General features: G+C 67.3%; 8 protein-coding genes and 1 pseudogene. 4 read left to right on the top strand and 5 right to left on the bottom strand.

Annotated elements, in window-relative coordinates; genetic code table 11:
• Window positions 1-694, bottom strand: a 694-nt coding sequence (locus AB0M45_RS30310) for an MFS transporter (RefSeq protein ID WP_364336227.1), incomplete at its 3' end; no start/stop codon positions are given.
• A gap of 423 nt (window positions 695-1,117) precedes the next feature.
• Window positions 1,118-1,288 (bottom strand): annotated as a pseudogene (locus AB0M45_RS30305) (helix-turn-helix transcriptional regulator); the annotation flags it as partial.
• Window positions 1,289-1,375: 87 nt separating this feature from the next.
• On the opposite strand from AB0M45_RS30305, the gene AB0M45_RS30300 reads away from it, so the two are divergent.
• The 3 genes from AB0M45_RS30300 to AB0M45_RS30290 all read left to right on the top strand — a co-directional run bounded on the left by AB0M45_RS30300 (window position 1,376) and on the right by AB0M45_RS30290 (window position 5,078).
• On the top strand, window positions 1,376-2,554 hold the full coding sequence (locus AB0M45_RS30300) for an alpha/beta fold hydrolase (RefSeq protein ID WP_364336225.1): 1,179 nt from the start codon (window positions 1,376-1,378) through the stop codon (window positions 2,552-2,554).
• Window positions 2,555-2,935: 381 nt separating this feature from the next.
• Window positions 2,936-4,126 (top strand): FAD-dependent oxidoreductase, encoded by a 1,191-nt coding sequence (locus AB0M45_RS30295; RefSeq protein ID WP_364336223.1) that lies wholly within the window; start codon window positions 2,936-2,938, stop codon window positions 4,124-4,126.
• Between the two features lie 10 nt (window positions 4,127-4,136).
• Window positions 4,137-5,078: a sigma-70 family RNA polymerase sigma factor gene (locus AB0M45_RS30290; protein ID WP_364336221.1), complete on the top strand. Its 942-nt coding sequence runs from the start codon at window positions 4,137-4,139 to the stop codon at window positions 5,076-5,078.
• Window positions 5,079-5,256: 178 nt separating this feature from the next.
• On the opposite strand, the gene AB0M45_RS30285 is transcribed toward AB0M45_RS30290, so the two are convergent.
• The 3 genes from AB0M45_RS30285 to AB0M45_RS30275 all read right to left on the bottom strand — a co-directional run bounded on the left by AB0M45_RS30285 (window position 5,257) and on the right by AB0M45_RS30275 (window position 7,529).
• On the bottom strand, window positions 5,257-5,649 hold the full coding sequence (locus AB0M45_RS30285; RefSeq protein WP_364336219.1) for a hypothetical protein: 393 nt from the start codon (window positions 5,647-5,649) through the stop codon (window positions 5,257-5,259).
• 120 nt (window positions 5,650-5,769) lie between these two features.
• Window positions 5,770-6,084: a hypothetical protein gene (locus tag AB0M45_RS30280; RefSeq protein WP_364336217.1), complete on the bottom strand. Its 315-nt coding sequence runs from the start codon at window positions 6,082-6,084 to the stop codon at window positions 5,770-5,772.
• A 434-nt stretch (window positions 6,085-6,518) separates the two neighbouring features.
• Window positions 6,519-7,529 (bottom strand): BtrH N-terminal domain-containing protein, encoded by a 1,011-nt coding sequence (locus AB0M45_RS30275; RefSeq protein WP_364336215.1) that lies wholly within the window; start codon window positions 7,527-7,529, stop codon window positions 6,519-6,521.
• A gap of 626 nt (window positions 7,530-8,155) precedes the next feature.
• On the opposite strand from AB0M45_RS30275, the gene AB0M45_RS30270 reads away from it, so the two are divergent.
• Complete coding sequence (locus AB0M45_RS30270) at window positions 8,156-12,301, top strand: TIR domain-containing protein (RefSeq protein WP_364336213.1); 4,146 nt, start codon at window positions 8,156-8,158, stop codon at window positions 12,299-12,301.
• Window positions 12,302-12,638: the final 337 nt, after the last annotated feature.

Genomic DNA, 12,638 nt, shown 5'->3' with positions numbered 1-12,638 from the left:
CTATTAACCCTCGGGGGCCGCGACCAGCCCCTACCGGGTGTGTCGAATAGCGGTAATGTATTCCTGGAAGTCCGCTCCGCCTCCCCAGATAGCCCCCTGTGGCGCTGCCCGCTGCAGCGGGCAGCGCGAACCGGGCGGTGACGGCGATAGCCGCGCACGCCACTGCGAAAACGAAAAGCGTTCCGCGCCAGCTGATCAAATCCGTCAGCCACCCTCCGACAATCCGGCCCGCGAGTATCCCAGCCGAAATACCCGCGGTCACGACTCCCAGTACAGTGGCCTGCCGCCGCGGTTCCGCGAAACGCCCGGCGACCGAACTCAATTGCGCACCGACCGACGATCCCGCGCCGATCAGGCCGACGACAACGCCGAGCAGCCAGGTCGAACCGACCACCGCACTCGCCGTCAAAGCGACGGCCAGGACGCCGAACTGGGCCGACAACACCATCCGCGGCGCGAACCGGTCGACCAGCGGTACCAGTAGCGCCAGCCCCGCCAGATAGCCGAACGGCCCGCACGCCAGAGCCACGCCGACCGCCGCAAGCGAGGCGTGCAGGGAACCGGCCACTTCCGCGATGGCCGGTTGCAGCGGATAGATACTGGCGGTGCCGAGAGCGGCCGCGAGCGCCATGAACCAAATGACGGGGGTCCGCAGCGCGGTGACCCCCGCGGCCGAAGTCAGATCGGGTTTCATTGCACCGACGCTAGAAACACCGATCCCAAGATTCCGGCGGGAAAAGGACCCGATCGTCGCCACCGTCGGACGCGTCCTGACGCGTGCGGTAGCCCCCGTCTGCCACCCACAGTGAGCCACCCAGGCCGCAGCCTCGAGCCCGGCTCACACTCCCAGGCACCGGACAACATCGGCCAAGACGACACCGCCTGAACAACCAAATCGCCCGCACCCTGCGCCAAAGGCACCGCGTGGGCGACCCATCATTCCGGCGCCGCCTCGGAGGCACGCAGGTCGAGAGCTGCTGCCACCAGCTGGCGCGCATAGGCAGTCCGGTCGGCAGTGGTCGTTCCCGCTGGGTTTTACCGGTGCGGGTCGGCGCGTACGTGCGATCGCACCCCCTGCTGTCCGAACAGAATGAGGAGCTCGACCGCGCCGCCGCGGCAGCAGTAACTCGAGGGTCGGCCGGCGCTGCCCGCTCTCCAGTCGGGACAGAGTGCTCTCCGATACGCCGGTCGTCGCCGCGAGGTGGGCGAGGGTGATGCCGCGGTCGCGACGCAACGCACGCAGCCGCGGCCCCACCGCGTCGAGCACGTCGTTTGTTTCGCGGTCCATGAGCTCATCTTGCCGGAACCGCAAGTTTGCGTGCCAGGTTGTGGTGCGACTGGCAAGACTGAACGCGTTCCGACAGAAGGAGTCTCGATGAACACCCCCGATGCGGTCATGTCTTGGAACGGCGGCTACGCCGACCGGCCGGCGGCCGCCGGCTCGCGGCCGAATGACCTTCTGTTCGAGACGGTTTCGAGTCTGTCACCCCGAGCGACGCGCGGACGCCTCCGATCCGCACGCGCGATGGCTACCGTCGCGCTCACCCTCCTGATCACGATGGGCGCCGCAGCCTGCTCCATGACTACCCCCGACGTCGCCCCCTACGCCGCCGCCACTCAGGGCGACCCCGCGTTCGAGGACACTTTCCGGCACGAATTCGCCGACGTCGACGGTGTCGGTATGCACTATGTGACCGGCGGTAGCGGCACTCCGGTCGTCCTGATCCACGGCTGGCCCCAGACCTGGTACGGCAGGTGGCCGATCATGCCCGCACTCGCCGAACACCACACCGTCTACGCCGTCGATCTCCCCGGACTGGGCGACAGCACCGGCTCACCGACCGGCTACGACAAGGCCACCCTCGCGCGATACATACACACCCTCATCGCCGACCAGCTCGGACTGCGCGACGCCCGCGTCATCGGCCATGACTTCGGCGCCGCCGTCGCATTCCAGTACGCCGCTCAGTTCCCCGCCGACACCGCACGCCTCGGCTACCTCGACCTGCCGCTGCCCGGGCCCGCGATCGATGCGCCCACATACCGCTCGCTGAGCTGGCACATCGCCTTCCACACCCAGCGGCGGGTCCCCGAAACGGTGGTCGGCGACAACGTCCGCGAGTACCTGGCCCTGTTCTACCCACAAGTCTCCTTCGGGGGAACGGCATTCGGCGGCACGTCGGACCGAGCCCCCTTCACCGACGCCGAGATCACCGAATTCGCACGCACTTACAGCAGGCCCCGCGAGGTGGCGATCACCGAAGGTGATCCGATACTCGCCTGCCCCGCCGGTGCCAACAGGGATCCCAAGATCCACGGCGACAGCGCGGACAAGTTCGACCCCACACGGACGAACAAAGATCACCTGGCGTTCGGGTACGGTGCCCACCGCTGCCTGGGCGCACCGCTGGCACGGCTGGAGGCACAGGTGGCCCTTCCCGCCCTCTTCCAGCGGTTCCCGCACATGAAACTGGCCGTCTCCGCCGACGAACTCGGCACGGTACCCGGTTTCATCGCCAACGGGCACGACCACCTGCCGGTATTCCTGAAATAAGCAGCGGTATTCGGGGAAGGAATCAAGTCGGCATCGGCCGCGGTTCGGGTTCCTCCGGGGGGCCTCCGAGTTCGGCATCAGCGTCACGATGGACGTCCCGGACGAGGCCCTCATGGCCCTCACCTCGATGGGCGGTACCCGCTGCCCAGCGGTACGGTCCGCTACGCTGCGCCGTTCGGCGTCTGACAGAGAACCGGGTGGGGCCAGCCCACTGACCGCCTCCGACCACTAACCAGGGTCGGACCCACTCGTCCAGGTTGGTTCGGAATGGAGGTCGTCCACTGGGCGAGCCCCGGAGGTGATCCACGTCACTTGTCAATGCTGTCAGGAATTCGGGGGCTGTCTCGTTCAGGGAGCACGCGAACCAGACAGGAGCGAACCATGAAGCACCGCATCGTCGTCCTCGGGGCCGGATACGCCGGAGCCTTCTCCGCCACATTCCTGGCCCGCCAGCTCCACTCCGACGACTTCGAGATCACCGTCGTCAACGCCGAGCCCGATTTCGTCGAGCGGTTGCGCCTGCATCAGCTCGCCGCCGGGCAGGATCTGCGCCACCGGCCGCTGGCGGAGGTGTTCGCGGGCACCGGCATCCGGCTCCGAGTGGCGCGGGTAACCAACCTCGACGTCGAGCACCGGACTGTCACCGTCGCCGACGGCGAGGGCATCGACCGGCTCGAGTACGACACCCTGCTCTACGCGCTCGGCAGCACCATCGCCGACCACGGCGTTCCCGGCGTCGACGGGCACGCCTTCCATGTGGCGGCGCGGCCGTCGGCGCTGCGGCTGCGCGCACGCCTGGACGAGCTGGACGAGGGTGGGAAGGTGCTGGTGGTCGGGGGCAATCTGACCGCGATCGAGGCGGCCACCGAGCTCGCCGAATCCCGTCCAGGGCTTCGGGTCAGTCTCGTCACCCGGGGCGAACTGGGCGGCTGGCTGGGCGCCAAGGCCCGCCGTCACCTGCTGCGTGCCTTCGACCGGTTCGGTATCACGGTCCACGAGCACACCGCCATCGTGCGCGTCGAGGAGGCGGGTGCGGTCGCCGCCGACGGCACCGCGTTCACCGCCGACGCGACCGTGTGGGCCGCCGGCTTCGCCGTCCACCCGATTGCCGCCGCCAGCGGCCTCGCGGTGGAACCCAACGGCCAGATCACGGTCGACCGTCAGATGCGGTCGGTCTCGTACCCGAACGTCTACGCCGCCGGTGACAGCGTCTTCGTCATCGGCGACAACGGCCTGCCGTTGCCGATGTCGTGCGCTTCCGCGGGATTCACCAGCATGCAGGCGACGGCCGCGATCATCGGGGACCTGACCGGCCGCAAGATCTCGACGACCTCGCTGTCGTATGTCGGCAACCACATCAGCCTCGGCCGCAACGATGGGATCTTCCAGCTGGTCGACGGTGACGCGCGATCGAAGTCGTGGGCCCTCTGTGGCCGGACGGCCGCGCGCGTCAAATCGGCAATCCTCGAGACCGCCGCCTGGAGCCTCAGGCACCCGACCTTCGGAAGGCCGAGTCACAAGTACCGCTCGGCCACCACCCAAGAGCCCTCGCCCGACGTGGTCGCCGCATAGGGTCGTGCTCATGGACACTGCCACCGTGGCACGTTTCGAGGCCAGCCGGAATCGGCTGGCCTCGCTCGCCTACCGTCTGCTCGGATCGGCCGCCGACGCCGAGGACACAGTGCAGGACGCGTTCCTGCGGTGGCAGGCCGCCGACCGGGAGTACGTCGAGGTGCCCGAGGCATGGCTGACCAAGATCGTCACCAACCTGGCGCTCGACCGGCTCCGTTCGGCAAAGGTGCGGCGCGAACGCGCGGTCGGCGCCTGGATTCCCGAACCGCTTCTCGACGGCGACCCGATGCTGGGCCCGGCTGACACCGTCGAGCAGCGCGAATCGGTGACCCTGGCGGTGCTGACGCTCATGGAGCGTCTGTCGCCGGTTGAACGGGCCGCTTACGTGCTGCACGAGGCCTTTGCGTACAGCCACGCCGAGATAGCCGAGATTCTCGGCATCACCGAGTCCGGGAGTCAGCAACACACTCACCGAGCCCGGCGTCGAATCGCCGCCGCCGGCAACGGCACTGACATCGACCATGCCTCCGCGCGTCGAATCGTCGAGGCGTTCGTCGATGCCGCCTCCTCGGGCCGGACCGAGCGGCTAGTAGCGCTGCTGACCGACGACGCGACCGGCATCTCCGACGGCGCCGGGCTGTGGCCGGCCGAGAAGCTGATCCGGTACTCGACCCCGGAGCGGATCGCCAGCGCGGTGCGGGCCGGCTTCAAACCGTCCGCGGCCAAGCGGAGACTCGCCGGTGGCTCGCCCTCGATCCATGCCGCCGTGGTCAACGGCTGCCCGGCCATGCTCGCCACGCTCGACGACCGGGTCGTTGGCATCGTGATCCTGGAGATCCGTGACGGCAAAATCGCAAGCGTGCGCGGCATCGCCGCCCCGGACCGACTCGGTCGGCTCACCGAGGAATGGCAGCGGCAGGAGCACGATGTCCCGCTGATCGAATCCTGGTAACCGGCCGTCCGGCACAACGTTCGCCCGTCGATTCCCGTCGAACCATCCGGCGAGCACCGCGGCTGGGCCGCGGTCGACGTCGATGAGCAGGGTGGCTGTTGCTCACCGGAGCCCGGCGGGTCGCCGCGACCGCGCTGGCGGTGTTCGGGACCGCGCAGCATGGAGCGAGTCAGCGCCGTCAGGGCGCATCCAACACACTTGCCGGAACCCCATAGGGCAGAAACCGCACCCGACGGCGGGCATCGGTGTTGTCGCGATGCGCGCGTAAGGCCTCTAGCTCGCTCGGAAAGACCTGGTCAACCCTGGCCTCGCCGCTGTCATCGATGCTGTAGATCGCCCACACCCCGCTGCCGGTCTCACCGGCGGTCTCGCCCTCGGGTTCGGGTGGACGCCGCCGTTCCGGTTGGACGAACTGACCGAGCAGTGACGCCAGTGAACTGATGCTCGCGTGATCTACGCGATCCAGGTATACGCCGGCTTTCCCGAGCAGGTCGCGAAGCTCGGTTCCCGCCCCACGCAGTGCGCGTTCGAAATCTTCCGGATCGATGCCGAAAGGCCCGTTGGTTGCCATCGGATGTGCTCCTCGGGACGAGTTGGGCGCTACGTCCTCAGTGTCCTCGCGAAACGCCGACTTCGCCCCGCCGGCCTCGCCCGTCCTCGGCGGTAGCCGCTATGGGCGGTCTCCGCTGCCTCAACGGCGGTCCCGTCGCAGTGCCGGATGCTGCCGGGCGAGTAGCGGCAGCAGTATGCGCCGCGGGACGAGCTGGGCAATGCGCGTGACAATTCGGGTGGACAGCCCGGGGATGACGATGCCGCGGTCGGCGTCATTGCCGCGGTGAGCCAGCTCGCGAGCGATGTCGGCACCGATGCCCGACGAGGCGCCGGTGACGACGGCGGTGGTAGTCGATGTCGGCTTCGGAAGACCCCTGTGTGGAGTCTTTCTCGATTGGTCGGTGGCGTTCTCACGTGGGTTGTCGGTGTCAGCGCGCTGGGTTCTGGGCGCCACGGATGCGATCGATGACGTGCAGCGGGTTGCCGGGCATGACTGACGCCGCCTGCTGCAGCATCTGGTGGGCTCGATCGGAGCCGAATCCCATGCCGGGCCCGGCCAACTCGAGATCCAGCCGAAGTCGACTCGGACTCGAACACCCCACATGCTGATCGCCAAACGTGCCTTGGATGGGCGGTGGCGGATTCTCGACGACACCGGAAAGGACTCCTTCGAAACGTCTCGAACAACGTCGAGGTGCTCGACGCCTTCGCCGCCCGCGTCCGCACGGCGATCGGTGGTGACCGGTTACACCGTGGCTGGGATTTGTCCCGGGCAGGGTGGCTTCTGCTCCGCCGGTGGCGATAGCGCCACTGGCAGATCGGCTTAAAGTGGTTGCAGCACACACTGGTTCGTGTGGCAAGCATGCCTGGACGCACCGAGCATCAGGGCTACTGGATCATGTTTGGGGCTTTGCTCTCCAGACGGCTCAGCGCCTGCATGGCCTCGCGCTCTACGCGTGAAAGATCGCAGAGGATGGTGCCTGCCTGCAGGAGGTACCGCGTATTGCCTGATACACCGGCTTTCGTGAGCAATGCGGCGACTTCCGTCCACAGGGTGGCTGCCTCGGTGTACAGCCCGTGGCCGGTGCGCAGGTGGCGGCTGTCGAGTGTTCGGGTGCATTCGGCGAGGAAGTCGCGGTAGAAGTTGCGGAACAGGGCGCCGCCGGTGCCGGCCTTCTCCATCAAGAGAGCGGCCTGCGGTAGGTCCCGCTGCGGGTTATCGGTCCGCTGGAGCCATGTGCGCACCAGCTTGCCGGCCTTCTCTATGCCTCGGTGGCCGAGGTTGGCGATGGGCGGGTTGAGGAAGGCGTCGGCGCAGGCGGTGATCGCGGGAATGATCTGGCTCCGTGGGGAGGGCGGGTTCCTCGCAGCGGTGAGGGTGAAGGACCGGTGCTTGGCGGTCATCGGACCGCGCGCGGCCCTGGCCCGGGCGAGGCTGGTCAGGCTGGTGGATACCGTGCCGCCTTGCTGGTCGGTGTCCACCAGGTAGGCGTCGTGGTCGTCGTAGCCGTACATGGCGACGACGTGACCGCCGAAGTGCACCTTCGACCCGAAGTAGTCCAGGTAGTAGCTGTCGAGCTGCAGTCCGACGGGGTGGCCGGCGTCGATGGGGGCAACCACGTTCTCCCAAGCCTTGCGGGGGGAGGTGGTTTCCTGGACCCGGAGTTCCAGCCCGAGTCCGGTGGCCAGGTTTCTGGTGAGGTCGAGAGGTTTGACCCGTCCCCCGAGGAAGGGGAAGCCCATCGTTTTGCTGTCCCAGTAGACGAAGGACAGACCGGAGCCGAGGCCGAAGAGCATCGGCTCGGACAGATCGAGTCCCCGATGCCGCAGCAGCACTCCCAGAGCTGTCGTCTCGCAGTGCTGGCCACTGCCGGTTTCAATGTCTATCACCGTGGTCATGCCGCGCTTTCCTGGACGGGGATGATCAACCGGATCATCCAGTTCTTCTCGCGGTGCCGCTGCTGGCTCGACGAGTTAGGCCTCACGTCCGGCGCTCGCGAGCGCAGCCCACGCTCGTGGACGCGGCGAAGGAAGCCCTGTCATCATGTTGCACTCTCCCGTAGGGGCAGAGTCCAACGCTCTCCCCCCGCTCAGCCGCGCCTGGCTCCACCACCAGCGGCATCGCCGCGACGATCCCGGTTCCAGCCGACCGAGCGCACGCTCACTGGCGTGATCTCCACGGCCGCGATGAGTCGACTGCGGCGGTGCTGAAGTCGGCCGCCCAGTCGAGTCCCAGATCGCCCGGTCTTCGTTCTACTGGCACTTCCCGGACAAGAGCCATCTGCTCATCCGGATGGCTGAACTCGCCACCGCCGACCAGTTCCCGTTCACTGGAACACCGCGTCAGTGCGTCACCGAGCGGTTCGGCTGGTATCTGGAAGTTTGCTCGTGTCGCGGGCGCGAATGGCGCGCTGATCGGGTCCGGTGACGAACCGGTAAAACCGCTGTGCGCCTCAGCTGGACCGGTAGCGTTGTCCTCGCACTCGGCTTTGTGCCTGGGCCCCGGCGTTCGCCGGGACGACAGGATGGCGATCGCTGGAGGAGTGGTGGCCAGGGTATTCATCAGTCACGCCAGCGCTGACCGGGCGTGGGCCGACGAGATCCACGGTTGGCTGGTCGCGGACCGGCACGAGGTGTTCCTGGACCAGCATCCGGTCGACGGCTTGGCCGCGGGGGAGGAGTGGGAGCAGCGGCTCTACGAGCGGCTGCGATGGGCCGATGCGGTGGTCTGCGTCATCACGCAGACCTATCTTCGATCCATCTGGTGCGCAATCGAAATCGGCATCGCCAAAACTTTGGGCAGCAGGTTGCTTCCGGTGCGAGCGGCCGCGGGCGCGACGCATCCGCTGCTGAAATCGATCCAGCAGCCCGACGCCGTGGCCGATACCGAGGCGGCGCGGGCTCGGCTGGCGCGATCGTTGCGCACGCTCGACGCGGGCGGGGGATTGGGCTGGCCGGACGACCAGTCGCCGTATCCGGGCTTGGCGCCGTTCGAGACCGCCCAGCACCGGATCTTCTTCGGGCGGGCCCGGGAGGCCGCCGAAATCGCTGAACGATTGCGCGCCCCCGCCATCCGATCCACCCCCTCGATCTTGGTGATCTACGGACCGTCCGGATGCGGCAAGTCGTCCCTGGTGCAAGCCGGTGTCATCCCGTTGATCGCGGACGAAAACTATTGGCTGCCGATGGTGCCGATGAGACCCGATGTGGATCCTATCGGGGCGCTTGCACGGACGCTGGCGTTCGCCAGGCGGCAGACGGGACTCGACTGGCGGCTGTCGTCGGTGCGGGACCGCTTGGCGAAGGACGGGCTGCGCGATGTCGCGGACGAGATCTTGATCGCGGACGAGTCGAGCGGCCGGCGCAAACTGCTGTTGGTGGTCGATCAATTCGAGGAATTGCTCCGACGCGCCGGGCCCGAACAGCGCGCGGAGTTCACCGAACTGCTCATCCCGGCGATCGGCGGGCCCGTACAAGCGCTCGCCACCTTGCGGGCGGATTTCCTCGACCAAATGATCGTCGACCCCGCGATGGCCGCCTTGTCGACCGAGACATATCCATTGCGCCCTCTGCGAAAAGAGGGTATTCGCGAGGTCATCGAACGTCCGGCGCGGGTGGCCGGTTTCGGCATCGACGACGGTCTGGTCACCGAACTGCTGGCCCACACCGACAGCGGTGAGGCGCTGCCGCTGCTGGCATTCGCGCTGGAGCGACTGGCCGACGGTGTGCACCGCGGCGGGACGCTCTCGTTACAGCGCTACCACGAAACCGGTGGCGTGCGAGGCGCGTTGGTGCGTCAGGCCGATGTCGCGCTGGCGGAAGCCCGCGCGGCCACCAGGCTCACCGACACCCAAATCCTCGATGTCATGCTGCGCCTGGTTACCGTTGACGAACAAGGCGTGCCGACCCGCGCCCGAATACCGCGCGACGAGCTGACCGAAACCGACGCCACCGTCGTCGACGCATTCGTCACGCAGCGACTGGTCACCATTGACGAAGAAGAGAGACGGATCGTCGTCTCGGCGGCACACGAAGCGTTCCTGCGTCATTGGCCGCCGCTGCGCGACGCGATCGCCGAGGCGGGCAAGGCGCTGCGCACCCGCCGCGCGATCGAGAACGCCGCCGCTGAATGGAATCAGGGCCGAGCGGCGATCAGGCTGTGGGAGCGCGGACAGCTGGCGGCCGCGATGGACGACACCGGCGCGCGCATGCGCGCCCAACGGAGACCGAACCTGCGCACATGGCCACCACGTTTGCGTCGGCTGGTCACCAACCGCGTCGAACTCAGCCCCAGCGCACGGGAATTCCTCGAGCGCAGCTATCGCAGAGATCGTTTCCGGCGTGGGCGCGCGACCGTGGTGCTGTCCACCCTGCTCGCCGCGGCGCTGGTCGCCGCCGGGATCGCGGTGATCCAGCAGCGCAAGACTGTCGACCAGCAACGCACAACCGTCGCGCGCGCGCTGCTCGCGGATGCGCAAGACCTGTTCCAAGCCGAACCGCGCACCTCGATCCGGCTCGCGTTGGCGGCCGACAAGATTCACCCGAGCGTCGAAACCCGCAACTGGCTGGTGAGTTGGCTCGCCCGCAGCTACTACGGCGGAACGCTCGAAGGCAACGGACGAGACGTGAGCCATACCGTTTTCTCGCCGGATGGTCGCATGCTGGCGGTCCAAACCGGAGATGGCGCCATCGTGCTGTGGGATCTCACCGATCCGCGCGGACCGCGCCGGTCCGGCGAGCCGTTGATCGGCCCGAGCACCCTCGCGGAGCCGGTGTTTTCATCGGACGGACGCCGACTACTGACCGGTGCGGGGATCGATATCAATGCCAGGGACGCCAGACTCGGTTTCGTCTCGCACGATCACACCTTCGACGGAAGCGGTCTGGAAGGCGTGTTGGAGTGGGATGTCAGCAATCCGAGCCACCGGCTGGTCGGCAAACGCCTGCTGCCGGATATCAGCGAGAAGACACACATACTGCTGGACCCCGGCGGGGCCTTCGGGGTCACTTTCGGCTGGACCCAGCCGACGCAGCTGTGGGACTTCACCGGTACGCCGCGAGCAGTGACACTGGCGCCCCCGGAACAACGCGTCGAGGCAGTCGCGATATCACCCGATCGACGGACACTCGCCACTGGTGTTCCCGGAGGTGTGGTGTTGTGGGACATTTCGATCCTCGGCACACCACACCAGAGCGGCAAGATCGAAGTCGAATTACCCGGAAGACCGCCACTCGGGCCCCACAAACTTGCCTTCTCACCAGGCGGGGGGCTCCTAGCGGTCGATGTGGAACTCGCCGGGCTCACCCGCTGGGACGTCAGCGATCCAGCCCGGCCACGACAGCTGGGTACCGCTATGCGAGCGACCCGCGAGCTCGCATTCGCACCGGACACGGGTCGACTCGCCGTAACGCTTGGCAACGCGGCATACCTTTATGATCTCGACGACCCGGCAAACCCGCAACAGCGGCGCGGGCCGTGGATCGGCCAGCCAAGGGACATCAGCGCCGTCGGGGTCTCTAGCACCGGCCAGGTGGCGACAGGCGCCCGTGATGGTCGTGTCACGTTGTGGAACATTGATTTTCGGGTACAGCCCAAGCCGACCGGAGTGTCGTTGCGCGGGAGTTTCAACAGGGATGAGCCACCCTGTTGTGTCACCACGGTCGGTGACCTCATAGCGGTCGGCGGCGCCAACGGCAACATCGACCTGTGGGATATCTCGAACCCGCGAGTCCCGATACGGGTCGCCACCTGGAATGCCGAGCACGTGGATTTCTCGAGCAACGATATCCGGCTGTCGGCGCTCGCCTTGTCCGCTGACGGCAAGACGGTGGCCACGGGCGGGCCGGATCGGACCGTATCGCTGTGGGATCTCAGCGACCGCGCCCATCCGCGCCGTCTCGGACCACCTCTGACCGGGCTCGGCGGAGTGGTGCGGACGATTGTGTTCGCACCGGACGGTGAGCGCCTCGCCGCCGGCTCGGACAAGAACTCACTGGTGTGGGATATCAGCAAGCGGGAAGCACCGCGCCGAATCGGGCGCGGGTTGCACGACCGTCAGGTAAGAGAACTGACTTTCACCGACGGCCGCCTACTCGCCCTCGGCTGGAACGGCGGGGATGCCGCATTGTGGGATCTCACGAATCCCGATGAACCGTCGTTGGCCGGCACGGCGCCCACCAGGGTGACAGTCGGTAGCCTCGCATACTCGCCCGCCGCGCAAGTTCTGGTCACGACCGGCACGGACCGGACCGTACAGCTCTGGGATGTCGGAGATCTCGCACACCCGCGTCGCCTCGGCGACCCGCTACGGGACACCTTGGGCGGCGATATCGGCGTGGTCTTCGATCAGACCGGCCGCCTGCTCGCGGAAGCGGGGTTGGATGGGAGGATCCTCCTGTGGGACATTACTGATCCAGCGCGTCCAGTGAAAATCGCAGACCCGATCGATGCCGACGCCAATGCGGTGAGCGCTGCTCAATTCAGCATGGACGGCGACAAACTGGTCGCGGTGTACAGCGACGGTCCGGCGGTAATCTGGGATCTGAGCTCGTTGAATGATCTGCGTCGACGAACGGTCGAAATCGCCTGCGCGACAGTGGGCTCGGGGCTCGATCCCGCTGGCTGGCAGCAATACATCCCGACGATCGAATACCGCCGGACCTGCCCGTGACGCTCACGGCTCGCGTCAGCCGCACCGCTCGGCCATCGTCTCGGTCGGTGATGAGGATCTCGCCGTGCGGATCGACGGCGATCCCGCTGATCGCGCCGAGTTCGGCGTACGGCAACCGAATCGGCGTCGCCGATCCGGCCGGGACCCGCCACAATCTCCCGTCTTGCTTGGATGCACCGGTCCTACTATCCGGATCCGGAATTTGCGCGTGGTCGGCCAGCAGCAGATCTCCGTCGTGATCGAAGGCGAGTGCGGCGACCGGTTCGCCGGTAGGCAGCGGCGTTTCGGTGGGTGTCCCCGACCCTGGCGGTATGCGCAGCAGTCGATTGATGGGGGC

Source organism: Nocardia sp. NPDC051787 (assembly GCF_040681325.1).
In the GTDB taxonomy this organism is placed as follows: domain Bacteria; phylum Actinomycetota; class Actinomycetes; order Mycobacteriales; family Mycobacteriaceae; genus Nocardia.
This window is presented reverse-complemented; position numbering and strand designations above follow the sequence as displayed.